Raw genomic sequence first — 25,607 nt, forward strand, 5'->3', positions numbered from 1 at the left:
CTATGTCCTTTTCGCGGGAATCCGATGCAGCCATCTCGAGTGCCATCTCCAAGAACAATCAAGAGGTTATAGTTCGCCCGTCTATCATGCTTTCATCGATCAATGATCTCGCTCGCTTCCCAGCCGAGGCCAATGCGGTGCTTTCTGCATTGGAAGAGCTACTGGATAGCTGCGCAATCTTTGCCAAGACCGCAACCAAGTACAGCAGAAGCAACCACGAGATTTGCAGTCAGTTAATCAGGCGCATTACAAGTCGCATACTCTATGTAAAGCCCTACGTTGTGAAACCCCTCGTCGAGATAACTCCACTCTGCGATGTGGTTTCCTCTATTCTTGAACAAAGCGAACCTGCTGGAATCCAAGTTTTGGGCAAGAGCATTGCCACACTCATTCATTGCTGCGATCGGCAAAGCCAATGCGTCTTACTGGAAGTCGCAGGCCGAATTACACGCTCAACGAGTGCAAGACACGCTACTAGTTTACGCGAACACTTATTCGACTACCTGAATCTCCCTGAACCCTTGCTGGAGTTGACACACTGCAGCTTGCCTTCAGCAAAGCAGCCGACAGAACGCAAGTCAAATTCGACTACAGACAATGCGAAACGTGCGATTCGATGTATCTTATCAGAGAGTTCCGCCAGAAAAGCCCGCCTCACGCTGGCTGACTTGAGAAGAGCGAGAAGAAGGCCATGCTCAGCCACGAGAGACTTAGTGAGCGACTCTGTTACCGATAAGTATGAGGAATGCGTGCAATGCCTGTTGTCGCCTTCTTCTAAGAAGAGGGATGACCAGGCACTGGCTTTTGCAAAGATCTGCCTTTATGCGAAGTTTGTTGGCAGGCGCCAATCAATGTTAGCAACTTATCAGAAGCTTCGTCAGCATTTTGCAGCCATATCCAGCGAAGCTCATTTGGTTTTTTTAGCTTGCTCTGGACTTGACTATCTCCTGATTTCGGATCTCAGACTTAAGGAGGCTTCTGATCTCTTGCAATTCGCACTAGCAGGCGGCCAAGACGGTTTATACAGATATTTCTCAATGCTGATGACCCGCAGGCTTGCATGCAAATCGATCAAGCAGACCCAAAAGGGAGACATCTCAGTTGTAATAGCTTCTACCGACAGGGAGGGTGCAGAGCGATTCTTATTTCTCTCTTTGCTATCCGTCATGGCACAATCCAGCATGCCAGAAGAGGTCTTTGTTTTTATCGATCCCGTTTTTGGAAATCACACACACTCTATGTGGTTAAAGGATGAGATTTCGTCTAAACGCTTCTTGGATGCTTGGGATCTAGACCAGTTGGCTCCTTTAAGAGGCATACCAATTAGAGTCTTTGTCAACGATACCATTCGAGGACAATACTATGCAAGAAACACGGCGGCAGCCATGGCTTCGACCACATACATTGCGAATCAAGATGACGACGACTTTTCCGACTTTACGAGACTTCATTCGCAGATTGAAAGTCTAGGTCAAGGTGGACTCATTTCCTACGGAGCACATGTAAGAATTTCCGAGGAAGGCTCTTTTCAGCACGACTCTAGAGACTTCTTCTTTAAAGGCGATGGCATTGCCTCACTTTGTACTTATGTGAATCTTGTAAGGCTAAATCCATTTCTTGAAGTCAGATCAAGAGGTGATGTCGAGTTTCGAGAGCGAATTATCCTCAAGTACGGATCAGAGTCCGTAAGACGGCTCAATAGAATTCTACTTCTTATGCGAGGAGCAAGCCAGTCAGTCTCGAGCAGGTTTGAGACTATGCATAGCAAAGCATTTGCCCACTTTTACGATGAAATCAGTAGCGGTCACGCCTTTTGCTAATGAGAGTTTTTATATCGCTGACCACGATCTCTTCACGAATATGCTCAGTTCATCATGTCATCAAAAGTCTTATGGCAAACAGTATTCCTGGTCAGTTGGATTGTTCGGATATCACGATAACTTTGTATGTATCAGAGCGAGGGTATCTTTTAGATGACGGAATTGCCTCCCTCCCACAGTCGCTTCAGCATCTCTTGGAGAGCTCTTCCAGAGATTATCCGTTCACTTTTCAAGTCTCCTATGTTGACAACATTGGCCCCCATAGGAAATATATCTACAATGATCTCGGACCCGACGATATTTTAATTACTGTTGATGACGATACGCTTTATCCACGGAACTTCATTTCAAGAATCATTGAAACTACTCTTGAGTTCGATTGCGTAGTCGCGATGAGAGGACGAGCTATTTCTATTGATGATAAGATGATTCTCCCATACAGGAGATGGGACAAGTCAATAGATGCTAATGTGCCACGGCTAAGATATGTGGGGACTGGAAAAGATGGCATAGCGTACCGAAGATCCTATCTCCATGAGAATGTGTGGAATATTCCCGCAGCCGTACAAGCTGCACCACGCGCAGACGATTTATGGCTAAAGGTACATTCACTTCTCATGGGTGTACCTACAGCTATCGTTAACTCGTCACTTTCAGAAGAGTTTGTCGAGATCGGTTCTCCCAGTGAGAAGGTCTCGCTGTTTAACAACTTCAATAAGCGTGGGGGCAATGACTATGCCCTGCGTCAGATTGATAAGTATTTAGCTCAGACGTTTCAAACGACACTCTATCACTTGATTACCCTTTAAGATGCCATCTATCTTTCACGTTGGAACCCACAAAACAGCCACAACCTCGTTCCAAAGATACCTCTCAAGCTCGCGGGATCTTCTTAGAAGAAACAATATAATCTATCCACGCTACGATGAGTTGATATCCACTGGTATCTCGCACTATGCTCATCTAGACTTAGCCAAATCAATTGATCCGCGCGTCAATGGCCGATTTAGCCCGGAAGAAGTTAAATGCATGTTTAAAGCAATTAATGAACATGCTGCTGAGGCTACCTCTGTATTTATCAGTTCCGAACCATTTTGGAGGATTGGGTTCAGTCGCCATGGTCAGCCAAGATCCTGCTTTGAAGACAAGTACAATTGTCTTCGCAACTACTTCTCAATGATAGACAACCCCACGCTAGCGATAACAGCCCGGCTTAGGCCTGACTTTATGCTTTCAATGTATTCAGAAAACATACTGCAGACAACGAATTGCCACTCTTTCGAAGACTTTATCTCGAAGTCATGGTATCTCTTTGATTATGCTAGGAATGTTGACTTATGGGGTCGGTTCGGCAAAGTAGTTCTTTGCTCTTACGAGGCCATGCTTCAGCAGCAGAATATCGGTTACTACGCCTTGAGCTATTTCACGGGCATTGACAACGATGCTTTGCGATCAAAGAAGACTCCCCACGCTAACACAAGTAAACATATCGCTTTGTTGATATACAAGCTTTATCTCAATCGCCAAGGCTACTCAAAAGAAGACGGTCTCGAGAGAATGGCGAAGGCAGAAAAGTTCCTTCGCGAAAGGAATCCGGGCTTTCTGACCAAGTTTAAATCACATCAGTGGATGGGAGGCGAGTGGTGGATGTCCACCCTGGATCTTAACGCTCATCTAGCCCTACTCAAGGATCATCCTTCAGTGTTTAACCAGCATTCCGGCGAGAGTCAAGTCTCATTTGCCAAGCAGGTCAAGAAAGGCCAGTCATTAACAGGGGTAACAGACGATGAATATTCTGAGATCGTATCATATCTTGATAGATGTGTAATAAGTTAGCGCTGATACTCAGGGCCTCCTGAGATAGGCCAGTCTGAGATGAGTGTCTTTTGTTGGACACCCTAGTCCACTGACATGTTAACCCCGGACGGGAGGAACTTGGTTCGGTCTCAGTTTAGCCTCGGTTATGGCCTCCTGAGTAAGATTAGGCGCGCTGCGCCGCAACGAGTCTGAGGAGCCTGTAGCAGTAAAATGTTGGCCATTCGGCGCATTCCGGCCGAAAAGCTGCTCAGAGTTTTCCCCATGTAGGGCTTCCTGAGAAAGACCAGACCCGCTGCGCTGCAACGAGTCCGAGGAGCTTGTCGCAGTAAAATGCTGGCAATTCGGCGCATTCCGGCCGAAAAGCTGCCCAGAGTTTTCCACATGTACCGACGTGAGCATCGTCATCAGCTCTCGTTTGAGGATTTCTTCCTGCCATTCGGCGGCAAGAGCTCTCTGGAGATAATCGCTGGATCAAGCTCGCTGAGCTGATTCCCTGGGATGAGCTTGAGGACGACTATGCCGCCCAGTTCTGCAAGGGCTTTGGAGCACCCGCCAAGCCCTTCCGCATGGCGCTTGGAGCTCTGATCATCAAGGCGCGCATGGGACTCACCGATGAAGAGCTGGTCGAGCAAGTCAAGGAGAATCCTTATCTCCAGTTTTTCCTTGGTCTGGAGGCCTATCAGTACTCTGCTCCATTCGATCCATCGATGCTGGTCCATTTCCGCAAGCGATTACCGGAGTCGGTGGTGAACGACTGCAACGAGCGGATCGTGCGACATGGATTGAATGTCATCCAAGCTGCGGCTTCCAGTGATGACGAGGATCCTGGCCGCGGTGGTGGGTCTGTCAGCGGGGGCGAACGGCCGCCCCAGCCAGACACGCCATCACAGAACCAGGGCACGCTTCTGATTGATGTCAGCCGACAGGAGGAAAGTCACCAGATCCGACACGAAAAGGTCCTCACTCGGAACCGGTGACTCCGCCATCCATCCCTGCCCCCAGGCTCACGCCAGCCGAACGGATGCCTGGTTCGGCGGCCCCCATCACTGCTGCTGCCAGGAGCACTACAGCCAGGGCAGACCGCCGAGGCGAGGGTGTCAGGCGACAGCGATAACTGGTCCGGAGGCGACACGAAAACTGGCCCACCCCGTGGAGCGAGGCAGCCAGCGCGACAGAGGGCCGGGAATGGCGGCATCTCTGGAGCCGATGGCTGCGGAGATGGCGGTGCAGACCCCTCAGGACGTCGAGGCCATGCAGCGGCTGGCGGCAGCGGGCTGGGGGCGCCGGCGTATTGCCAGGCAGCTGGGCTGCTCACCGGAGACGGTGCGCAAATACCTGCGGCAGGGGGGCTGGCAGCCCTATGGAAAGCCCTGCCGCAGCTCGGTTCTCGATGACCATCGCAGCTGGCTCAAGCAGCGGTTTCTGGCTCACCGCGGCAATGCCGACGTGGTGCGGCAGGAGCTGGCCAGCGAGAAGGGGATCCGGGTCCACCTGAGAACGGTGGAGCGCGCCGTGGAGCCGTGGCGGCAGGAGCTGCGGAACGCGGCTCTGGCCACCGTCCGCTTTGAAACCCCACCGGGCCGGCAGCTCCAGGCCGATTTTGGCCAATGCATCGTGGGAATCAGCGGCATGCGGGTGCGGGTGCACCTGGCAGTGCTGACGCTCGGGTATTCGCGCCGGTTGGTGGTGCGTGCCTTCCGCAGCGAGAAGCAGGACCACTGGCTGGAGGCGATGGAGGAGGCCTTCCGTCACTGGGGCGGTGTGCCCCAGGAGGTGCTGACGTGGACCCCGGAAACCGGTCCAGGGTGAATGAGAGTCCTCAACCGGCCAGACTGGGCCGGGGACTTCACCATGAAACGAATCCGCCACACACCCGAGCAGATCATCCGCAAGCTCAAGACCGCAGAGCAGCTGATCGCCCAGGGCAAGACCGTCAACGAGGTCTGCCGCGTGATCGAGGTGACACAGCCGACGTACCACCGCTGGCGGCAGCAGTTTGGAGGGATGCAGGCCGAGGAGGCCAAGCGCCTGACCCAGCTGGAGAAGGAGAACGCCCGACTCAAGAAGCTGCTGGCCGAGGCCGAGCTGGAGAAGGCAATGCTGAAAGACCTTGCCGAGGGAAACTTCTGAGCCCGGAACGCAGGCGCAGGGCCGTGGTTGTCCTGCAGCAGCGTCACCGGGCATCGGAGCGGTTCGCCTGCCGGGTGGTGGGCCAGCACCGCAGCACCCAACGCCATGGCGGCCCCCGCTTTCAGGAAAGTTGTCACCCCTCTCAATCGCACACCCGGGGGCTTGATGGAGCAGTTCAATGCGTCGTTACAGCGAGGCCGTCAAGGCTGATGTCAAGAGACGAATGAGCCCGCCCGAGCGACAGAGCGTGGCTCGGATTTCCGAGGAGCTGGGCATCCACGTGGTGACCCTCTACAACTGGAGAAAGGCCTGGCGTCTGCAGGGAGAGGTGGTGCCCGCATCCGAGAGGGAGCCAGAAGGCTGGAGCGCTGCCGACAAGTTCACGGTGGTGCTGGAGACCGCTGGCCTCAACGACACCGAGCTCGGTGCCTACTGCCGTGAGCGGGGGCTGTTCCCTGAGCAGGTGAGCCGCTGGCGTCAGGCCGCCACCGATGCCAACGCCGCGCCAGTGCTGACGAGGGCCGAGCAGAAGGATCTGGAGAGGCTCCGCGCCCGGGACCAGCGAGAGATCAAGGCCCTCAAGAAGGAGCTGCAGCGCAAGGAGAAGGCCCTGGCGGAGGCAGCAGCACTGCTGGTGCTGCGAAAAAAGTGGGAGGCCTTCTGCTCGGAGGACGCGGAAGGCTGACGAGTGCCGCGCATCGGCAAAAGGCGATCGCGTTGATCGGTGAGGCCAAGGCCAGCGGAGCCACCCTCAGCGCTGCCTGCGGGGAGATCGGCATTTCCCTGCGCACCCTCAAGCGCTGGCGGAAGGCCTTTCTGGGTGATGGGGACGGAGAAGACCGCCGTAGAGGCAGCCCTCGCCATGTCGCCCACCGCCTGAGCGAGGAAGAACGCCAGCGGATCCTGCTCACCTGCAACCAACCGGAGTACGCCTCGCTGCCGCCGGGACAGATCGTGCCCGCACTGGCCGATCAGGACCTGTTCATCGGCTCCGAGTCCAGCTTGTACCGGGTGCTGCACGCGCATGGTCAGGCCCATCGCCGGGGCCGTGCACGACCACCACAGGAGCCACGGCCTGTGCCACGGCTGCGAGCGGATCGCCCCAATGCTGTGTGGTCGTGGGACATCACCTATCTGCCCACCACGGTGCGGGGTGTGTGGCTGTACCTCTATCTGGTGATCGACGTCTGGAGCCGCAAGGTGGTGGCCTGGGATGTCGCCGAACGAGAAGACGCGCAGATCGCCGCTGACCTGGTGGGTCGGGCCTGCCTGCGGGAGCGGATCAGCAGAGGCTGCCGCCAACCGCTGGTTCTCCACGCCGACAACGGCAACGCCATGCGGGCCGCCACCCTCGAGGCCCGGTTGGAAGAGCTGGGGGTGCTGCGTTCGTTCTCCCGGTGACGTGACCCCCTTTATCGGTCCAGGCCTTATGAGAGTGGTTGGTCATGGTCATGCAGCAGCTCCTTGTTGAGCTGCCTCCAGGGGCGTACGCCCCTGGAGGGCCGAATGCGGCCTGAGTGAGTTGTACTCCCAGCGCCAGCGGTCGGCCAGGATCTGAGCCTCAGGAGCCGTGGTGAACAGCTCGGTGTTGAGGAACTCATCCCTGAATCTCCCGTTGAACGACTCGGCAAAGCCGTTCTGCCACGGGGAACCTGGCTCGATCGTGGCCGTTGTCGTGCCGCTGGTCCTGCACCAACGCCGTAAGGCGTGGGCGATGAATTCAGGGCCGTTGTCGCACCGGATGAACGCCGGTGCCGGGTAGAGGCTGGTGAGTTCCTCCAGCACGGCCACCACGTCCCTGGCCTTGCAGCGCCTGCCCACCCGGATGGCCAGGCAGAGGCGGCTGTGCTCATCGATCACGTTCAGAAACTTGAGCCGCCGGCCATCGGCCGTGGCATCGAACTGGAAGTCCATGGCCCACACCTGGTGGGGATGCTCGGCCTGATGGCGACGCACTGAGCCGTCCGCTGGCCGTGCCCGCTTCTGCTTTCTGGGGGTGGGCCGCTGCAGACCCTCCTCCCGCCAGATCCGTTGCACCCGTTTGTGATTCACGCTCCAGCCCTCGCGCCGCAGCACGCGGTGGGCCATCCGCCGGCCCCAGCGGATGTGCTCAGCGGCGATCTCCCTCAGCCGGTGCCGCAGCTTGGTCTCCTCGACCCCAGGGGCCCTGCCGCCATGGCGTTGGGTGCTGCGGTTCTGACCCACAACCCGGCAGGTGAACCGCTCCGATGCCCGGTAACGCTGCTGCAGGACGACCACCGCCCTGCGCCGGCGTTCCGGGCTCAGAAGCTTCCCTCGGCAAGATCTTTGAGCATCGCCTTCTCCAGCTCGGCTTCCGCCAGCAGCTTCTTGAGTCGGGCGTTCTCCTTCTCCAACTGGGTCAGCCGTTTGGCCTCCTCGGCCTGCATCCCCCCGAACTGCTGCCGCCAGCGGTGGTAGGTCGGCTGCGTCACCTCGATCACTCGGCAGACCTCGTTGACGGTCTTGCCCTGGGCGATCAGCTGCTCTGCAGTCTTGAGCTTGCGGATGATCTGCTCTGGAGTGTGACGGATTCGTTTCATGGTGAAGTCCCCGGCCCAGTCTGGCCGGTTGAGGACTCTCATTCACCCTGGACCGATGTCTGGGGTCCATGTCACCGGGACCTGGGGATCGACCAGTCGTTCTCGCGCCCAAGGGTGAGCAACGACAACCCCTTCTCGGAAGCCCTGTTCCGCACACTCAAGGTGCATCCCAGCTACCCAGTGCGCTGGTTCCGGAGCCTGGAGGCCGTCATCGCGTGGGTGAGGCAATTCGTTGCCTGGTACAACAACGAACACCGCCACAGCGGGATCAAGTACGTGACGCCCAGTCAGCGGCATCATGGCCTTGCTGATGCGATCTGTGAGGTGCGACGTCGGACTTATGAGAAGGCCTACAGGCTGCATCCAGCACGATGGAGTCGCCACCAGCGCTGCTGGAAGCAACCTGACATCGTGTGGATCAATCATCCACGCCCTGCCGAACATCGTGTCGCCTGATCGAGGCAGAAAACAGGCCCCCGCGGTCGTCCGACTCCGCTCTCATAGAGCGGAATCGGCAACGGGCGCGATCAGGGGCCGTCGCGGCAACCATCAACCAGGATCGACCAATGCTGTGAACAAAATGAAAGCCGCAGCAGCCATGAGGCCATCGCATCAGTAGGCTGCTTGCGGGTGCTCAGCTCAAGCACTCCGAGCGGACAACAACGCTGATAGGCACCGCCTCCGCGTCTGCCATGTCCTGCTCGGCAACCTCGGCCTGCTCCTCTCGTTGGCGGGCTTTGGCAGCTGCAGCCTCGGCTTCCAGCTCCGCCTTGGCCTTGCGGATCCACTCCAACCGATTGGCGCGGCGCTGCAGTTCTTCCGGCAGTTCATCGCCACGTTTGCCCTTGCCGTGCTGACCGTCCTCCTGCGCGTCAAGGAGCTCGGCCTTGCGCAGCAGCGCCCGCATCTCGCCCTCCAGCTGCTTCTCGCTTTTGAGCATCCGCTCGTGGCTCATCGCCTTGTGCCTGCTGGCATTGGCCCGGACCTTGGTGCCATCGAGGGCCACATGACCCAGGCTCACCAGCCCCGCCTTCTGGCAGAGCCGCAGCACCTGAACAAACAGCCCGGCCAGGGCGCCGAGGTGACGGCGGCGGAACTCGCTGATCCGGCTGTGATCGGGCTGCTGGTTGCCGGTGAGCACCCGGAAGGCAGCGTCCTCCCAGCAGGCCTTCTCAATCCTGCGCGAGCTGGGCAGACCGACGCAGTAGGCGTACAGGAGCAGCACCACCATCATCCTGGGGTCGTACGCCTTCTCCCCCCGTAGATCCTTCTGGCGGTAAACGGCGTGAATTGCCTCGAGATCCAGTTCAGCGGCCAGATCCAGCAGGAAGAACACCAGATGGTTCTCCGGCAACCACTCCACCGGAGACGGCGGCAGCAGCAGGGTCTGCTCGGGGTTCCAGGGACGGAAGGACTTGGGCTTGACCATGACCCATTCTCGCCCGCAGAACCATTGCAGTCATTGGGGTCTGGGCAGATTCGCCGGCGCCTGTGGAGAGAGTGTCCGCTGATCTACGCGCGACAGACTCCTAGACCAACTGCACTGCACGGGAACGACAACCAGAAAGACTGGCACTTCTTGTCTCTGCAGAGAGCACAGAGGTCTGGATGCTTGCTTGATCTGCATGAATATCGGCTTGCGTGTCATGAGCCGGAGAGGCCAAGACTTTTGCATCATCCTCTCAGCGGCGGATGATGGAGCCCTCTTCCCGGAAGTCGCGCCTATATGTGCAACAAAGACAGAGCGCACACAAGTAATGGCCTCTATAAGTGGTGCATCACTCGAAAACGGCTAAGAAGATCCAGCCAAAAAAGACTATAGTCTTGTCTTCCTGACGTGGACGAGTCGCCTTCTGTGCAGGCAGCACCTAGTACCCACTCGTCGTCAGCAGCGCTCTCTCTGTAGAAGCTTGACTGATATATATTGATATCGTCCTTGGCTTCAACAAGCTCTTTTGAGGCATGAACGATCAGCCTTTTGTTGCATATCCACTTTGATTTCGCCAAGCCGGCGCCCCATGGGCTTATGCCTGTAAAGACATGCGAGATGGAAGCAACGCTTGTAAGAAGATCGCAGCCTATCGAATTGATAATACGGCTGGAGCCAAAGACAGATTCCAATGAGGATGCATACTCAATCTCGTCATTGAGCGATATGGCCGCGTGAGACGACAGCTGTTCGCTTCCAAAAGCTGGCGAGTTCGAGCCGTCAATCAGAAACCTTGCGTCCGGCATAAGGCTAATGATCATTTCAATAAGTCGTTTAAGACCTTGCCTCTGCTCAATCCACTCCCGATTGCCAAAACGCAGAGAAATGAGAATTAACCGTCCTTCTTGAGCCGCTCTAGCAGACTTCTGGTAAATTGGTGAATGGATATCAGAACAGTGGGTCAAGGCATTGTCGAGTATTGTGGTGGCGACAGATTCGCTTATCCGTGACGCCCGAGGAGCCAGATAAATTCCAGTTTCGAACTCAAGTTCAGAGACTGACTCTGATCTTTGCTCGCTTTGTCCCTTGATAAGACTTTGAAGATTGCCATATGCCGTTCCACGTATTGAGACGTGCGCATTAGCCTGGTCTCGCAAATACAGATCCCCCCAAATCGATAGATTATTCCAGAGATAATGACCTATGTGAGGAAAGACCTCATTTGTCACAAACAACTTCTTCTTTGGCTGACATGAGAGATAATGAGCGTTGAGATTTAGGCTCCTATAGACATGCGACAAGCCAGCCAGCACATGCTCTCGCCCAATCCTGTCGGGCTTGCGCAGCGCATCGTATACAAATATCTCATCGGAGTCTAACTCATGTAATTGGATCGAGCCATGCACATAGCCCTTGGGGCCAAAGTATGACAGGATCATGTGCCTGTCATTCTCGCCCTTCAGAAGCAACGAATGTAATGTTATATTTCTAGTAGCGTAGAAGATGCCCCCAGTCTTCGGATGCCTGGCAAGAATCTGCTTGCTTTTAATGAACGCTTTAATTAGGCTATTCGGACAAATTACATTGGGCGAATCACCGTCCGAAGTGCACAGCTCGACATGGTCGGGGGTGAGGAATAGTAACGGGTCGCTCATATAGTGTAGATCGGCGTTTTCGCTGAGGAGCTCCTTGTATACAAGTGCGTTTACCAACGGATAGTCAGTTACGGTTCTCCTGATCAGCCGGCGATAAAAGCTCTCATCGGTCATGGCTGCAATGCGCCTAAGTCTTGATCGCAGCTGCCCGTACCTTCTGCTCGTGGCCAGCAATCCAGCCAATGCTGACGCATCGCCAGACCGGCAGAGTTCATCAATCTCCACGCAGAATCCAATATTACTATTCTTGATATTGTAACCCTTTGGCGGTTGGGTCGCCTGTGAAGTGGCTACCTTGAGCCGAGAGGGCTGGTATGGAGACCCGACAGTGCAAAGCCCAAGCTCTGAAAACCGATCATCCCTGGCAGCAGGAAAGGGTCTACGTGTTGTGTCTCACCACGTTGTTCAGCAGAGCAGCTCCCTGTGCCGCTGCTGAGGTAAACGCCAGCCGAGGGCCGAGTGCTTCCTGAGTCGGTGATAGATCGACAGGTAGCGAGAGAGCCAGCGGTTCCGCTCCTCCGAGTTCTGGAACGCCATGGCGTAGGCCCATTCCCGGCAGAGCGCGTGGATGAATCACTCTGCCTTGCCGTTGGTTCTGGGGGTGTACGGCCTGGTCCGGATGTGCCTGAGCCCTATGGCCAGGCAAGCCACGGCGAACTGCCTGGAGACAGTCGCCGGCCCGTTGTCCGAAATGACCCGCTGGCGCTCGATCTCTTGCCTGTTGAACCAGGCGACGGCTTTGGCCTGAAAGCCGAGCACGGTGGGCTTCTGCTCGTTGTCCACTGCGATGTGAACCTTGTTGTAGCCGACCCCATAGGACCCGCCTTTCTGACGATCACCGGTGATCCGGTGCCCCACCTTCCGGAACCGGGCCAGGGACTTGATGTCGACGTGAATCAGGTCGCCCGGTCGCTCCCACTCGTAGCGCTGAACTGGTGACCTGGGCTCTAAGAGGCTGCTGAAATTGCAGTCGAGACAGGAGCTGGTCCTGCTGTTTCCCTCCTGACGTGGACCCCGGAAACCGGTCCAGGGTGAATGAGAGTCCTCAACCGGCCAGACTGGGCCGGGGACTTCACCATGAAACGAATCCGTCACACTCCAGAGCAGATCATCCGCAAGCTCAAAACCGCCGAGCAGCTGATCGCCCAGGGCAAGACCGTCACCGATGTCTGCCGCGTGATCGAGGTGACGCAGCCGACCTATCACCGCTGGCGTCAGCAGTACGGCGGCATGCAGGCCGAGGAGGCCAAGCGGCTGACTCAGCTGGAGAAGGAGAACGCTCGGCTCAAAAAGCTGCTGGCAGAGGCGGAACTGGAAAAGGCGATGCTCAAAGATCTTGCCGAGGGAAACTTCTGAGCCCGGAACGCCGGCGCAGGGCGGTGGTCGTCCTGCAGCAGCGTTACCGGGCATCGGAGCGGTTCACCTGCCGGGTTGTGGGTCAGAACCGCAGCACCCAACGCCATGGCGGCAGGGCCCCTGGGGTCGAGGAGACCAAGCTGCGGCACCGGCTGAGGGAGATCGCCGCTGAGCACATCCGCTGGGGCCGGCGGATGGCCCACCGCGTGCTGCGGCGCGAGGGCTGGAGCGTGAATCACAAGCGGGTGCAACGGATCTGGCGGGAGGAGGGTCTGCAGCGGCCCACCCCCAGAAAGCAGAAGCGGGCACGGCCAGCGGACGGCTCAGTGCGTCGCCATCAGGCCGAGCATCCCCACCAGGTGTGGGCCATGGACTTCCAGTTCGATGCCACGGCCGATGGCCGGCGGCTCAAGTTCCTGAACGTGATCGATGAGCACAGCCGCCTCTGCCTGGCCATCCGGGTGGGCAGGCGTTGCAAGGCCAGGGACGTGGTGGCCGTGCTGGAGGAACTCACCAGCCTCTACCCGGCACCGGCGTTCATCCGGTGCGACAACGGCCCTGAATTCATCGCCCACGCCTTACGGCGTTGGTGCAGGACCAGCGGCACGACAACGGCCACGATCGAGCCAGGTTCCCCGTGGCAGAACGGCTTTGCCGAGTCGTTCAACGGGAGATTCAGGGATGAGTTCCTCAACACCGAGCTGTTCACCACAGCCCCAGAAGCTCAGATCCTGGCCGACCGCTGGCGCTGGGAGTACAACTCCCTCAGGCCGCATTCGGCCCTCCAGGGGCGTACGCCCCTGGAGGCAGCTCAACAAGGAGCTGCTGCATGACCATGACCAACCACTCTCATAAGGCCTGGACCGATAAAGGGGGTCACGTCAATAGAGCTTGCAGAAGATGGGATTCAGCCGGTCAAGGGCGTGATCCGCAAGCCGCCGGACCTGCCGCAGGGGATGCGACGCCGGAATCCGATCCTCGGTGGAGACATAGGAGAACAGAGGGCCGGTCCGCTCCTGCTGTCCGCGCATTCGCCTGGTGCCGTTGGCTCATTTTCCCGCGGCTGGCAGGGTTTTTCAGCAGCCTCTTAGGCAGCCCTGAATCAAGCGCTACACTGAGCCAAGGCATGTCCCCCATGTCCGGGTAATGAAGTCAGCGGCCAAAGCTATCCAAGCAAAGGCACCCACCTCGCAGCGGCACGTCAAGGGCCACCATCGAGCTGTACTCCCCGTGGCAGAACGGCTATGCCGAGTCGTTCAACGGACCGTTCCGCGATGAATTCCTCAACGCTGAGCTGTTCACCACAGGAACTGAGGCTCAGATCGCTGCCGCTGGGAGTACAAATCCCTCAAGCCGCACTCGGCCCTCGAGGCGGACGCGCCTCTGGATGCAGCTCCCTATTGAGCTGCTGCATGACCACCACTCCCAAAAGGCCTGAGACCAATAAATGGGGTCACGTCAGCCAGCTCCAGGAAGACAACCATCGCTACGGCGGGTCCGGCGCCGAGTGATGGCCAAGCTGAGCACCCCAGCACTCAACCGCCTTCACTTAGCCGGATTCAGCCCCGTCCGCAAGGGGCTGAAGCCCATGATGCAGGCATGACATGACATGACAGACAGGGCTGATGGCGATCGCAAGGAGGCAAATAGGAGGAAGGAGACATGAGACTTTGAATCTGTCCTGACTCTCAGCTGGAGTTCGCCTCAGTGGCGTCTCGGCGGGGTGCTAATCAACCTAGTGAGAGACGACAGTCAGCCCCCCATCATCAAACCATCCCCTTTGGAGTTGATATGTATCGCGAGCATCGCGCCAATCCTGACGGTTGACTATTGGCTCTGACAATCAACCGAAAGAAAGTTGCCAAGCGGGCTTATGGGAAAGATGTCATTGTTCTTAGAAGTTTGCTTTGTGCGCGAGGGCCAGATTGCTGGATGGGCATTTAACGCCGATGACCTGCAGTGCAGGTTGACGCTTGAGGTCTGGATCAACGGCGAGCTTGATGGCTTTTGTGATTGTAGTCTTGCCAGCGACGTTGTCGCTTCCTGGGGATTGGGCGATCACTCTGGCAGATATGCATTCTTGTATTCTTCTCAGAAATTGTCAGCAGGTCGCTTGCTTCGTTTTGTAGTTCATGATGCATGTCTGTTTGGTGAGTGGAGCCTGCTGTTGCCGAGGCAGACGGGAGCTGTGACCACATATGGCTCTCCCGGCTCAATGGCTTCACGGCTTGGGTCTTTTGAGCGCTACAAGTCATTCAGGAGCCTTTCGAATGATGTCAGAATGAAGATTGCTCTCCAGCGTTATTACCTTTCAAGCAAGGCCGTTAGGTCGACTTCCATTGATATTATCCTCCCGACATATAATCGGGCCGGAGTGCTGCGGGCTGCGATTGAGTCTGTGCTTCGGCAGGTTCACCAGTGCTGGCATCTCTACATCTGCGACGATGGCAGTAGTGACAATACTGCTGATCTATGTTCCTGCTATGTGCGTGATTCAAGGATTCACTATCTTCCTATGCCCCATCGAGGCGTTAGTGCCGCCCGCAATGCCGGCTTGAGCCGCTCTAGGTCAGGTTATGTCGCCTTTCTGGATAGCGACAATACATGGTCTCCTGAATATCTGAGCCTGATGCTCTCGTTCCTCTCTAAGCAGAGCCTAGACTGTGGCTTTTGCGCGGCCCTGCTGACTGGAGACTGTGATGGCGACAAGGTCTGGCTTGGCAATTTCTTCAGCTGGAGGTCATGTCTTGAAGTAAACTATATAGATCTCAATTGCTTCGTGTTCAGACGCGCCTCTGTGGGCTTAAAACGAGCATCCTTTGATGAATCGCTGAGGCGATTTGTTGATTGGGACTTTATCCTGGCCATTACAAAGGAGTCGCGCACCGCCTTCCTGTGCTGTGCTTTAGTTAATTATTATAATGGTGATCAGCTTGACAGGATTACGTCATTAGAATACCGGGGCGCGAGGGGGAGTGATGTGATGGACGCTATTCGTGCCAAGCACTATCAACTGGCCGGCATGTGCGATAATGTTGATGCTCAAATTGCCTGCGCAAGCATTGACAGCGGATAATCATTGCTTGTCCGCCAGCCAGTCTTCTGTGCGCCGAGATAACCGCCGCGTGTTCTTCGCTTAAGCTTTACGGATCTGACGTGAGAACATGGGTCGCATGAAGCCTGCCGGCTCGGCCCCGATCTCTGTATTGGAACTGCGATTGAGGATTCGTTCGGCTGAAGCTTTTGGTGCGCGTGACGTGACCTGTGGTGGTCTGGTTTTTCTGGACAGGTCCCATCGTTAACCTCTGAGGCGGGGCACCGCCCTTGAGAAGGGTCTCCCACCAATGAGCAAGCGCCGAAACCCACAGCCCTGAGTTCAAGGCCAAGGTCGCCATGGAGGCGATCAGCTGCCGCAAGACGATCCAGTGTCAGGCGACAGCGAAAACTGTCCGGCGCTTTGAATCATTAAGTGGGGCTTCCTGAGAAAGACCAGATCCGCTGCGCTGCAACGAGTCCGAGGAGCTTGTCGCAGTAAAATGTTGGCAATTCGGCGCATTCCGGCCGAAAAGCTGCCCAGAGTTTTCCACATGTACCGACGTGAGCATCGTCATCAGCTCTCGTTTGAGGATTTCTTCCTGCCATTCGGCGGCAAGCTCTCTGGAGATAATCGCTGGATCAAGCTCGCTGAGCTGATTCCCTGGGATGAGCTTGAGGACGACTATGCCGCCCAGTTCTGCAAGGGCTTTGGAGCACCCGCCAAGCCCTTCCGCATGGCGCTTGGAGCTCTGATCATCAAGGCGCGCATGGGACTCACCGATGAAGAGCTGGTCGAGCAAGTCAAGGAGAATCCTTATCTCCAGTTTTTCCTTGGTCTGGAGGCCTATCAGTACTCTGCTCCATTCGATCCATCGATGCTGGTCCATTTCCGCAAGCGATTACCGAAGTCGGTGGTGAACGACTGCAACGAGCGGATCGTGCGACATGGATTGAATGTCATCCAAGCTGCGGCTTCCAGTGATGACGAGGATCCTGGCCGCGGTGGTGGGTCTGTCAGCGGGGGCGAACCCCCGCTTTCAGGAAAGTTGTCACCCCTCTCAATCGCACACCCGGGGGCTTGATGGAGCAGTTCAATGCGTCGTTACAGCGAGGCCGTCAAGGCTGATGTCAAGAGACGAATGAGCCCGCCCGAGCGACAGAGCGTGGCTCGGATTTCCGAGGAGCTGGGCATCCACGTGGTGACCCTCTACAACTGGAGAAAGGCCTGGCGTCTGCAGGGAGAGGTGGTGCCCGCATCCGAGAGGGAGCCAGAAGGCTGGAGCGCTGCCGACAAGTTCACGGTGGTGCTGGAGACCGCTGGCCTCAACGACACCGAGCTCGGTGCCTACTGCCGTGAGCGGGGGCTGTTCCCTGAGCAGGTGAGCCGCTGGCGTCAGGCCGCCACCGATGCCAACGCCGCGCCAGTGCTGCCCCCGCTTTCAGGAAAGTTGTCACCCCTCTCAATCGCACACCCGGGGGCTTGATGGAGCAGTTCAATGCGTCGTTACAGCGAGGCCGTCAAGGCTGATGTCAAGAGACGAATGAGCCCGCCCGAGCGACAGAGCGTGGCTCGGATTTCCGAGGAGCTGGGCATCCACGTGGTGACCCTCTACAACTGGAGAAAGGCCTGGCGTCTGCAGGGAGAGGTGGTGCCCGCATCCGAGAGGGAGCCAGAAGGCTGGAGCGCTGCCGACAAGTTCACGGTGGTGCTGGAGACCGCTGGCCTCAACGACACCGAGCTCGGTGCCTACTGCCGTGAGCGGGGGCTGTTCCCTGAGCAGGTGAGCCGCTGGCGTCAGGCCGCCACCGATGCCAACGCCGCGCCAGTGCTGACGAGGGCCGAGCAGAAGGATCTGGAGAGGCTCCGCGCCCGGGACCAGCGAGAGATCAAGGCCCTCAAGAAGGAGCTGCAGCGCAAGGAGAAGGCCCTGGCGGAGGCAGCAGCACTGCTGGTGCTGCGAAAAAAGTGGGAGGCCTTCTGCTCGGAGGACGCGGAAGGCTGACGAGTGCCGCGCATCGGCAAAAGGCGATCGCGTTGATCGGTGAGGCCAAGGCCAGCGGAGCCACCCTCAGCGCTGCCTGCGGGGAGATCGGCATTTCCCTGCGCACCCTCAAGCGCTGGCGGAAGGCCTTTCTGGGTGATGGGGACGGAGAAGACCGCCGTAGAGGCAGCCCTCGCCATGTCGCCCACCGCCTGAGCGAGGAAGAACGCCAGCGGATCCTGCTCACCTGCAACCAACCGGAGTACGCCTCGCTGCCGCCGGGACAGATCGTGCCCGCACTGGCCGATCAGGACCTGTTCATCGGCTCCGAGTCCAGCTTGTACCGGGTGCTGCACGCGCATGGTCAGGCCCATCGCCGGGGCCGTGCACGACCACCACAGGAGCCACGGCCTGTGCCACGGCTGCGAGCGGATCGCCCCAATGCTGTGTGGTCGTGGGACATCACCTATCTGCCCACCACGGTGCGGGGTGTGTGGCTGTACCTCTATCTGGTGATCGACGTCTGGAGCCGCAAGGTGGTGGCCTGGGATGTCGCCGAACGAGAAGACGCGCAGATCGCCGCTGACCTGGTGGGTCGGGCCTGCCTGCGGGAGCGGATCAGCAGAGGCTGCCGCCAACCGCTGGTTCTCCACGCCGACAACGGCAACGCCATGCGGGCCGCCACCCTCGAGGCCCGGTTGGAAGAGCTGGGGGTGCTGCGTTCGTTCTCCCGGCCCCGGGTGTCGAACGACAATCCCTACTCGGAATCCCTGTTCCGAACCGTCAAATACCGTCCTGACTACCCGAAAAGGCCATTCACCAGCAAGGCAGAGGCCTGCGAGTGGGTGGCGTCGTTCGTGGATTGGTACAACCACCAGCACCGCCACAGCGGCATCAAGTTCGTGACGCCGGACCAGCGCCACAGCGGGGATGCGGCCGAACTCTGCCGGCGTCGTGCCGATGTCTACGAGAAGGCCCGGCAGAAGCACCCGCGTCGATGGAGCCGATCCACCCGCTGCTGGCGTCAGCCAGCGGTGGTGTGGATCAACAAGCCACCAGAAGAGCCGCAGAGGGCACTGGCCATACCATTGGGTCAGGCCGCCTGAAGAGCAGCCCAGGAGTGACAACTTTCCTGAAAGTCACCGCTACGGGGGCAATGGCGCAGGCGTGATGGCCACGCTGCGCACCGCAGCACTCAACCTCCTGCGACTGGCTGGATTTCACTCCGTCCGCGAGGGTCTGCAGGCCGTGATGCACGACATCACCGCGCTGCTGGCGATGGTCAGGAGGCCACCGGGAGCAGCGATGCCATGAGACTTTGAATCAGCCCTGGTGCCGCTCCACACCGATCAGGTCGTCTGTACGGGCAGCGACATGGAGCGCATCGACCATGACCTTGGCCGCCTCATCCGGCGGCAGGGCCGTCAGGAGCTGTCGCCACAGCTGGCGCCAGGTCTCTTGACGTGGACCCCGGAAACCGGTCCAGGGTGAATGAGAGTCCTCAACCGGCCAGACTGGGCCGGGGACTTCACCATGAAACGAATCCGACACACGCCCGAGCAGATCATCCGCAAGCTCAAGACTGCAGAGCAGCTGATCGCCCAGGGCAAGACCGTCAACGAGGTCTGCCGAGTGATCGAGGTGACGCAGCCGACCTACCACCGCTGGCGGCAGCAGTTCGGGGGGATGCAGGCCGAGGAGGCCAAACGGCTGACCCAGTTGGAGAAGGAGAACGCCCGACTCAAGAAGCTGCTGGCGGAAGCCGAGCTGGAGAAGGCGATGCTCAAGGATCTCGCCGAGGGAAACTTTTGAGCCCGGAACGCCGGCGCAGGGCGGTACTCGTCCTGCAGCAGCGTTACCGGGCATCGGAGCGGTTCACCTGCCGGGTTGTGGGTCAGAACCGCAGCACCCAACGCCATCACGGCACGGTCCCTGGGGCCGAGGAGACCAAGCTGCGGCGCCGGCTGAGGGAGATCGCTGCCGACCACATCCGCTGGGGCCGGCGAATGGCCCACCGCGTGCTCAGACGCGAGGGCTGGAGCGTGAATCACAAACGGGTGCAACGGATCTGGCGGGAGGAGGGTCTCCAGCGGCCTACCCCCCGAAAGCAGAAGCGGGCACGGCCAGCGGACGGCTCAGTGCGGCGCCACAGGGCCGAGCATCCCCACCAGGTGTGGGCCATGGACTTTCAGTTCGACGCCACGGCCGATGGCCGGCGGCTCAAGTTTCTGAACGTGATCGATGAGCACAGCCGCCTCTGCCTGGCCATCCGAGTGGGCAGGCGTTGCAAGGCCAGGGACGTGGTGGCCGTGCTGGAGGAACTCACCAGCCTCTACCCGGCACCGGCGTTCATCCGGTGCGACAACGGCCCTGAATTCATCGCCCACGCCTTACGGCGTTGGTGCAGGACCAGCGGCACGACAACGGCCACGATCGAGCCAGGTTCCCCGTGGCAGAACGGCTTTGCCGAGTCGTTCAACGGGAGATTCAGGGATGAGTTCCTCAACACCGAGCTGTTCACCACAGCCCCAGAAGCTCAGATCCTGGCCGACCGCTGGCGCTGGGAGTACAACTCCCTCAGGCCGCATTCGGCCCTCCAGGGGCGTACGCCCCTGGAGGCAGCTCAACAAGGAGCTGCTGCATGACCATGACCAACCACTCTCATAAGGCCTGGACCGATAAAGGGGGTCACGTCATCTCCACAGGCGCCGGCGAATCTGCCCAGACCCCAATGACTGCAATGGTTCTGCGGGCGAGAATGGGTCATGGTCAAGCCCAAGTCCTTCCGTCCCTGGAACCCCGAGCAGACCCTGCTGCTGCCGCCGTCTCCGGTGGAGTGGTTGCCGGAGAACCATCTGGTGTTCTTCCTGCTGGATCTGGCCGCTGAACTGGATCTCGAGGCAATTCACGCCGTTTACCGCCAGAAGGATCTACGGGGGGAGAAGGCGTACGACCCCAGGATGATGGTGGTGCTGCTCCTGTACGCCTACTGCGTCGGTCTGCCCAGCTCGCGCAGGATTGAGAAGGCCTGCTGGGAGGACGCTGCCTTCCGGGTGCTCACCGGCAACCAGCAGCCCGATCACAGCCGGATCAGCGAGTTCCGCCGCCGTCACCTCGGCGCCCTGGCCGGGCTGTTTGTTCAGGTGCTGCGGCTCTGCCAGAAGGCGGGGCTGGTGAGCCTGGGTCATGTGGCCCTCGATGGCACCAAGGTCCGGGCCAATGCCAGCAGGCACAAGGCGATGAGCCACGAGCGGATGCTCAAAAGCGAGAAGCAGCTGGAGGGCGAGATGCGGGCGCTGCTGCGCAAGGCCGAGCTCCTTGACGCGCAGGAGGACGGTCAGCACGGCAAGGGCAAACGTGGCGATGAACTGCCGGAAGAACTGCAGCGCCGCGCCAATCGGTTGGAGTGGATCCGCAAGGCCAAGGCGGAGCTGGAAGCCGAGGCTGCAGCTGCCAAAGCCCGCCAACGAGAGGAGCAGGCCGAGGTTGCCGAGCAGGACATGGCAGACGCGGAGGCGGTGCCTATCAGCGTTGTTGTCCGCTCGGAGTGCTTGAGCTGAGCACCCGCAAGCAGCCTACTGATGCGATGGCCTCATGGCTGCTGCGGCTTTCATTTTGTTCACAGCATTGGTCGATCCTGGTTGATGGTTGCCGCGACGGCCCCTGATCGCGCCCGTTGCCGATTCCGCTCTATGAGAGCGGAGTCGGACGACCGCGGGGGCCTGTTTTCTGCCTCGATCAGGCGACACGATGTTCGGCAGGGCGTGGATGATTGATCCACACGATGTCAGGTTGCTTCCAGCAGCGCTGGTGGCGACTCCATCGTGCTGGATGCAGCCTGTAGGCCTTCTCATAAGTCCGACGTCGCACCTCACAGATCGCATCAGCAAGGCCATGATGCCGCTGACTGGGCGTCACGTACTTGATCCCGCTGTGGCGGTGTTCGTTGTTGTACCAGGCAACGAATTGCCTCACCCACGCGATGACGGCCTCCAGGCTCCGGAACCAGCGCACTGGGTAGCTGGGATGCACCTTGAGTGTGCGGAACAGGGCTTCCGAGAAGGGGTTGTCGTTGCTCACCCTTGGGCGCGAGAACGACTGGTCGATCCCCAGGTCCCGGTGACATGGACCCCAGACATCGGTCCAGGGTGAATGAGAGTCCTCAACCGGCCAGACTGGGCCGGGGACTTCACCATGAAACGAATCCGTCACACTCCAGAGCAGATCATCCGCAAGCTCAAGACTGCAGAGCAGCTGATCGCCCAGGGCAAGACCGTCAACGAGGTCTGCCGAGTGATCGAGGTGACGCAGCCGACCTACCACCGCTGGCGGCAGCAGTTCGGGGGGATGCAGGCCGAGGAGGCCAAACGGCTGACCCAGTTGGAGAAGGAGAACGCCCGACTCAAGAAGCTGCTGGCGGAAGCCGAGCTGGAGAAGGCGATGCTCAAAGATCTTGCCGAGGGAAGCTTCTGAGCCCGGAACGCCGGCGCAGGGCGGTGGTCGTCCTGCAGCAGCGTTACCGGGCATCGGAGCGGTTCACCTGCCGGGTTGTGGGTCAGAACCGCAGCACCCAACGCCATGGCGGCAGGGCCCCTGGGGTCGAGGAGACCAAGCTGCGGCACCGGCTGAGGGAGATCGCCGCTGAGCACATCCGCTGGGGCCGGCGGATGGCCCACCGCGTGCTGCGGCGCGAGGGCTGGAGCGTGAATCACAAACGGGTGCAACGGATCTGGCGGGAGGAGGGTCTGCAGCGGCCCACCCCCAGAAAGCAGAAGCGGGCACGGCCAGCGGACGGCTCAGTGCGTCGCCATCAGGCCGAGCATCCCCACCAGGTGTGGGCCATGGACTTCCAGTTCGATGCCACGGCCGATGGCCGGCGGCTCAAGTTTCTGAACGTGATCGATGAGCACAGCCGCCTCTGCCTGGCCATCCGGGTGGGCAGGCGCTGCAAGGCCAGGGACGTGGTGGCCGTGCTGGAGGAACTCACCAGCCTCTACCCGGCACCGGCGTTCATCCGGTGCGACAACGGCCCTGAATTCATCGCCCACGCCTTACGGCGTTGGTGCAGGACCAGCGGCACGACAACGGCCACGATCGAGCCAGGTTCCCCGTGGCAGAACGGCTTTGCCGAGTCGTTCAACGGGAGATTCAGGGATGAGTTCCTCAACACCGAGCTGTTCACCACGGCTCCTGAGGCTCAGATCCTGGCCGACCGCTGGCGCTGGGAGTACAACTCACTCAGGCCGCATTCGGCCCTCCAGGGGCGTACGCCCCTGGAGGCAGCTCAACAGGTGTCAACCGACATGCGGAAAGTCCTCACTGCCGACACGAAAAAGTCCTCACTGGATGCGGCGGTCAGCGACCCTTCCGTGGGCTGATGGTCTGTTGTCTGCTTGGTGCTGATGGCTGCTGTGCAGCGGTCGTTCGTTGTGCTCATCGGTGTTGGTCGTTGGCTGGTGACTGGTGACTGGTCCTGAGAGTCGGTTGCCCCAGGTGGGGTGACGGTTCCGCCCTCAGGACTTCTCTTCTGGGGATGGGGAAGCACTGCTGTTGGCTCCGGAGCTGGGGGCGGTGGCCTGCGGTGAGCGGATCAGGCCCGATCGGCGCTTTTCCCTGAGCCGGTAGCTGTCGCCCCGGATCGTCAGCACATGGCTGTGGTGCAGCAAGCGATCGAGGATCGCGGTGGCGACCACCTGATCACCGAACACCTCTCCCCACTCCGTGACCGCCCGATTGGAGCTGATCAGCACGCTGCCCTGCTCATAGCGGCGGGAGATCAGCTGGAAGAACAGGTAAGCGGCGTCGTGCTCCAGGGGCAGATAGCCCAGCTCGTCGATGATCAGCAGCCTCGGCTTGCCGTAGTACGTGAGCTGCCGCGCCAGTTCGCCCTGCTGCTGGGCCCGCGCCAGGCTGCCGATCAGCTCGGCGGCGGAACAGAACAGCACGCTGTGGCCCAGACGGATCGCCTCCCGTCCCAGCGCCACCTCCAGAGGGGTCTTCCCCACCCCGGGTGGGCCGAGCAGGACCAGGTTGTCGCCGTTGGCGATCCAGCGGCAGGTGGCCAGCTCCCGGATCTGGGCGGGATCGATCGAGGGCTGGGCCTCGAATTCGAATCCCCCCAGCGTCCGGACGCATGGGAAACGGGCCAGGCGCATGGCCATCTCGAACCGGCTCTGGTCCTTGCGGCTCACCTCGGCACCACACAGCCAGGCCAGGGCCTCCCGCAGGTTGTCGAGGCGGTCGCGGATGGCGGTGAGCCGCAGGCGGGTGAGCATCGCCTCCAGGTCAGCCACCAGGGCGGCCAGTTCCGCCGGTCTCTCCAGCGGTGCGGTGGTGGTGCGGCTGCGGTTCATGCCTCCACCTCCGTCAGCACGGCGGCGTAGTCGCTCAGGGATCGGGCCAGGCTGGAGGTGCGCACCGCTCGTGTCGCCGGAGGACCAACAGCGGGTGTCGCCTGACACCTGTCGGGGATGGCTGGCTGCAGGGAAGCGCGTGCCTGCTGCAGCTGCTCGGCCGGCAGCAGGCCCTGCCAGTGGCTTCTGATCACCTGACGGCAGCGGTGGTTCGCGCTCTGGAGTGGGTGCTCCGCCACGATCCGGCCCCGGTGCAGCAATCGCACCGTCTGATGGCGGACCTGCGCCGTGATCCGCTGGCCGATCAGCTGCTGGGGAGCGGAATACCAGTTCCCCTCCAGCTGAATGCAGCAGTCCTTGGCCACCACTCGCTTCTGTTCCCGCTCAGCCAGGAACGAGGGCTTGCCGCACAGCGGCCTCAGGGCACTGGCCTCGTCCCGCTGGAACCGCTCCAGGGGCCGTTCTCCGGTGGTGCCGTGACGACGGACATCCGCCACCTCGCGCATCCACCAGGCCAGATGGGCCTCCATGGCACCCCAGCTGCGGAAGGTGTGTCCGGCCAGACCGCTGCCCTTGACGTAGCGCACCCCTCGCTCGTCCTTGCCCTTGGTGCGAGGCCGGTAGGGGCGGCAGGCACGGGGCGTGAACCCCCAGTGCTCGGCAAAGGCGAGGAAGGTGGGATGAAACACCAGCTCACCGCTGGCGGGATCGTGCCGGCGGACCAGGGCGCGGGCGTTGTCCACCAGCACCTGCTCGGGAATGCCGCCCCAGTGTCGGAAGGCCTCCTCCATCGCCTGCAGCCAGTTCGCCTGCCGCTCATGGCCGTACGGCCGCACCACCAGACGGCGCGAGTAGCCGAGCGTGAGCACGCACAGGTGCACCCGACGGCGCTCCCCACCAATGCTCACGGCGCACTGGCCAAAGTCGGCCTGGAGCTGCCGGCCGGGTGGCGTCTCGTAGCGCACGGTGGCCAGCTGACGGATCCGCAGCTCGCGGCGCCAGGCCGCCACGGCCCGTTCCACCGTGCGCTGGGACACATCAATGCCCTTCTGCCGCAGCAGTTCCTGGCGGAGCACCTCGGCATTGCCGCGATGCTGCTCAAACTGCTCGCGCAGCCAGGCGATCTGCTCATCGAGGCGCCGGCTGCGCCGGGGCTGGCCGTAGGGCTGCCAGCCGCCCTGGCGCAGATAGCGGCGAACGGTCCGCGGACAGCAGCCCAGTTCATGGGCGATCGTTCGCTGGCTGAGGCCGCGGGCATGGAGCTGCAGCATCCGCTCCACCTCCTGGGGTGTTTCCATCGCGCCCTCGCCTCGGCGGTCTGCCCTGGCTGTAGTGCTCCTGGCAGCAGCAGTGATGGGGGCCGCCGAACCAGGCATCCGTTCGGCTGGCGTGAGCCTGGGGGCAGGGATGGATGGCGGAGTCACCGGTTCCGAGTGAGGACCTTTTCGTGTCGGATCTGGTGACTTT

The 25,607-nt window shown here is 59.9% G+C and carries 23 protein-coding genes and 4 pseudogenes; 19 read left to right on the forward strand and 8 right to left on the reverse strand.

Annotation, left to right across the window (positions count from 1 at the left end; translation table 11 throughout):
- The first annotated feature begins 2 nt into the window (after positions 1 to 2).
- The 8 genes and pseudogenes from EVJ50_RS09255 (at position 3) to EVJ50_RS15070 (ending at position 7,169) form a co-directional block, all read left to right on the forward strand.
- The gene (locus tag EVJ50_RS09255) at positions 3 to 1,820 is read left to right on the forward strand and encodes a glycosyltransferase (protein ID WP_150883601.1); all 1,818 of its coding nucleotides are present in this window, start codon (positions 3 to 5) and stop codon (positions 1,818 to 1,820) included.
- A gap of 194 nt (positions 1,821 to 2,014) precedes the next feature.
- A complete protein-coding gene (locus EVJ50_RS09260; protein ID WP_150883602.1) occupies positions 2,015 to 2,629 on the forward strand; it encodes a hypothetical protein in 615 nt (204 codons plus the stop codon).
- Between the two features lie 571 nt (positions 2,630 to 3,200).
- Positions 3,201 to 3,656 (forward strand): hypothetical protein, encoded by a 456-nt coding sequence (locus EVJ50_RS09265; protein ID WP_150883603.1) that lies wholly within the window; start codon positions 3,201 to 3,203, stop codon positions 3,654 to 3,656.
- 363 nt (positions 3,657 to 4,019) lie between these two features.
- A pseudogene (locus EVJ50_RS09270) lies at positions 4,020 to 4,373 on the forward strand (transposase); the annotation flags it as partial.
- 450 nt (positions 4,374 to 4,823) lie between these two features.
- Positions 4,824 to 5,447 (forward strand): helix-turn-helix domain-containing protein, encoded by a 624-nt coding sequence (locus EVJ50_RS09275; protein WP_191964730.1) that lies wholly within the window; start codon positions 4,824 to 4,826, stop codon positions 5,445 to 5,447.
- A 42-nt stretch (positions 5,448 to 5,489) separates the two neighbouring features.
- Positions 5,490 to 5,875: pseudogene (locus tag EVJ50_RS09280) on the forward strand (transposase); the annotation flags it as partial.
- A 71-nt stretch (positions 5,876 to 5,946) separates the two neighbouring features.
- Positions 5,947 to 6,453 carry a transposase gene (locus EVJ50_RS15065; protein ID WP_150882165.1) on the forward strand — a complete coding sequence of 169 codons (507 nt, stop codon included), beginning with the start codon at positions 5,947 to 5,949 and terminating at the stop codon, positions 6,451 to 6,453.
- 32 nt (positions 6,454 to 6,485) lie between these two features.
- A complete protein-coding gene (locus EVJ50_RS15070) occupies positions 6,486 to 7,169 on the forward strand; it encodes a DDE-type integrase/transposase/recombinase (RefSeq protein WP_225322878.1) in 684 nt (227 codons plus the stop codon).
- Between the two features lie 48 nt (positions 7,170 to 7,217).
- Here EVJ50_RS15070 and EVJ50_RS09295 read toward each other — a convergent pair.
- A protein-coding gene (locus tag EVJ50_RS09295; RefSeq protein WP_370455479.1) for an IS3 family transposase occupies positions 7,218 to 8,329 on the reverse strand; the annotation gives its coding sequence in 2 pieces (ribosomal slippage) (positions 7,218 to 8,068 and positions 8,068 to 8,329; 1,113 coding nt in all).
- A 114-nt stretch (positions 8,330 to 8,443) separates the two neighbouring features.
- On the opposite strand from EVJ50_RS09295, the gene EVJ50_RS15380 reads away from it, so the two are divergent.
- Positions 8,444 to 8,785 carry an integrase core domain-containing protein gene (locus tag EVJ50_RS15380; protein WP_191964732.1) on the forward strand — a complete coding sequence of 114 codons (342 nt, stop codon included), beginning with the start codon at positions 8,444 to 8,446 and terminating at the stop codon, positions 8,783 to 8,785.
- Between the two features lie 178 nt (positions 8,786 to 8,963).
- On the opposite strand, the gene EVJ50_RS09305 is transcribed toward EVJ50_RS15380, so the two are convergent.
- The 3 genes from EVJ50_RS09305 to EVJ50_RS15080 all read right to left on the reverse strand — a co-directional run bounded on the left by EVJ50_RS09305 (position 8,964) and on the right by EVJ50_RS15080 (position 12,271).
- Complete coding sequence (locus EVJ50_RS09305; RefSeq protein WP_150883608.1) at positions 8,964 to 9,758, reverse strand: transposase; 795 nt, start codon at positions 9,756 to 9,758, stop codon at positions 8,964 to 8,966.
- 335 nt (positions 9,759 to 10,093) lie between these two features.
- Positions 10,094 to 11,527: a hypothetical protein gene (locus EVJ50_RS09310; protein ID WP_150883609.1), complete on the reverse strand. Its 1,434-nt coding sequence runs from the start codon at positions 11,525 to 11,527 to the stop codon at positions 10,094 to 10,096.
- 459 nt (positions 11,528 to 11,986) lie between these two features.
- On the reverse strand, positions 11,987 to 12,271 hold the full coding sequence (locus EVJ50_RS15080) for a DDE-type integrase/transposase/recombinase (protein ID WP_225322879.1): 285 nt from the start codon (positions 12,269 to 12,271) through the stop codon (positions 11,987 to 11,989).
- Between the two features lie 219 nt (positions 12,272 to 12,490).
- Between EVJ50_RS15080 and EVJ50_RS09320 the strand changes: the two genes are divergently transcribed.
- A protein-coding gene (locus EVJ50_RS09320) for an IS3 family transposase (RefSeq protein WP_370455480.1) occupies positions 12,491 to 13,602 on the forward strand; the annotation gives its coding sequence in 2 pieces (ribosomal slippage) (positions 12,491 to 12,752 and positions 12,752 to 13,602; 1,113 coding nt in all).
- A gap of 51 nt (positions 13,603 to 13,653) precedes the next feature.
- On the opposite strand, the pseudogene EVJ50_RS09325 reads toward EVJ50_RS09320, so the two are convergent.
- Positions 13,654 to 13,800, reverse strand: a pseudogene (locus EVJ50_RS09325) (IS5/IS1182 family transposase); the annotation flags it as partial.
- Positions 13,801 to 13,988: 188 nt separating this feature from the next.
- Here EVJ50_RS09325 and EVJ50_RS15385 point away from each other — a divergent pair.
- The 8 genes and pseudogenes from EVJ50_RS15385 to EVJ50_RS09370 all read left to right on the forward strand — a co-directional run bounded on the left by EVJ50_RS15385 (position 13,989) and on the right by EVJ50_RS09370 (position 21,347).
- A complete protein-coding gene (locus EVJ50_RS15385) occupies positions 13,989 to 14,207 on the forward strand; it encodes a transposase (protein WP_225323190.1) in 219 nt (72 codons plus the stop codon).
- A gap of 528 nt (positions 14,208 to 14,735) precedes the next feature.
- Positions 14,736 to 15,845 carry a glycosyltransferase family 2 protein gene (locus EVJ50_RS09335; RefSeq protein WP_191964733.1) on the forward strand — a complete coding sequence of 370 codons (1,110 nt, stop codon included), beginning with the start codon at positions 14,736 to 14,738 and terminating at the stop codon, positions 15,843 to 15,845.
- Positions 15,846 to 16,356: 511 nt separating this feature from the next.
- A pseudogene (locus EVJ50_RS09340) lies at positions 16,357 to 16,821 on the forward strand (transposase); the annotation flags it as partial.
- Between the two features lie 78 nt (positions 16,822 to 16,899).
- Positions 16,900 to 17,289, forward strand: coding sequence for a transposase (locus tag EVJ50_RS09345; protein WP_225322876.1), 390 nt, complete (start codon positions 16,900 to 16,902; stop codon positions 17,287 to 17,289).
- A 12-nt stretch (positions 17,290 to 17,301) separates the two neighbouring features.
- A protein-coding gene (locus EVJ50_RS09355; protein WP_370455477.1) for an IS3 family transposase occupies positions 17,302 to 18,893 on the forward strand; the annotation gives its coding sequence in 2 pieces (ribosomal slippage) (positions 17,302 to 17,772 and positions 17,775 to 18,893; 1,590 coding nt in all).
- A 64-nt stretch (positions 18,894 to 18,957) separates the two neighbouring features.
- Positions 18,958 to 19,101 (forward strand): hypothetical protein, encoded by a 144-nt coding sequence (locus EVJ50_RS09360; RefSeq protein ID WP_225322880.1) that lies wholly within the window; start codon positions 18,958 to 18,960, stop codon positions 19,099 to 19,101.
- Positions 19,102 to 19,320: 219 nt separating this feature from the next.
- A protein-coding gene (locus EVJ50_RS09365) for an IS3 family transposase (RefSeq protein ID WP_370455478.1) occupies positions 19,321 to 20,432 on the forward strand; the annotation gives its coding sequence in 2 pieces (ribosomal slippage) (positions 19,321 to 19,582 and positions 19,582 to 20,432; 1,113 coding nt in all).
- Positions 20,433 to 20,552: 120 nt separating this feature from the next.
- Positions 20,553 to 21,347, forward strand: a complete 795-nt coding sequence (locus EVJ50_RS09370) for a transposase (protein ID WP_150883608.1) — start codon at positions 20,553 to 20,555, stop codon at positions 21,345 to 21,347.
- A 178-nt stretch (positions 21,348 to 21,525) separates the two neighbouring features.
- Here the strand turns inward: EVJ50_RS09370 and EVJ50_RS15390 are convergent, their stop codons facing one another.
- Positions 21,526 to 21,867 (reverse strand): integrase core domain-containing protein, encoded by a 342-nt coding sequence (locus tag EVJ50_RS15390; protein ID WP_191964732.1) that lies wholly within the window; start codon positions 21,865 to 21,867, stop codon positions 21,526 to 21,528.
- A gap of 114 nt (positions 21,868 to 21,981) precedes the next feature.
- On the opposite strand from EVJ50_RS15390, the gene EVJ50_RS09380 reads away from it, so the two are divergent.
- Positions 21,982 to 23,165, forward strand: a protein-coding gene (locus EVJ50_RS09380; protein ID WP_370455481.1) for an IS3 family transposase whose coding sequence is annotated in 2 segments (ribosomal slippage) — positions 21,982 to 22,243 and positions 22,243 to 23,165 — 1,185 coding nt in all. Because the reading frame shifts where the segments join, the coding sequence is not laid out codon by codon here.
- Positions 23,166 to 23,300: 135 nt separating this feature from the next.
- Here the strand turns inward: EVJ50_RS09380 and istB are convergent.
- Positions 23,301 to 24,140 (reverse strand): IS21-like element helper ATPase IstB, encoded by an 840-nt coding sequence (gene istB / locus EVJ50_RS09385; protein WP_150882038.1) that lies wholly within the window; start codon positions 24,138 to 24,140, stop codon positions 23,301 to 23,303.
- The gene (istA, locus tag EVJ50_RS09390) at positions 24,137 to 25,438 is read right to left on the reverse strand and encodes an IS21 family transposase (protein WP_191964729.1); all 1,302 of its coding nucleotides are present in this window, start codon (positions 25,436 to 25,438) and stop codon (positions 24,137 to 24,139) included. The genes istB and istA overlap by 4 nt, the downstream gene beginning before the upstream one ends.
- Positions 25,439 to 25,607: the final 169 nt, after the last annotated feature.

This window comes from Synechococcus sp. RSCCF101, from assembly GCF_008807075.1.
Lineage (GTDB): Bacteria > Cyanobacteriota > Cyanobacteriia > PCC-6307 > Cyanobiaceae > RSCCF101.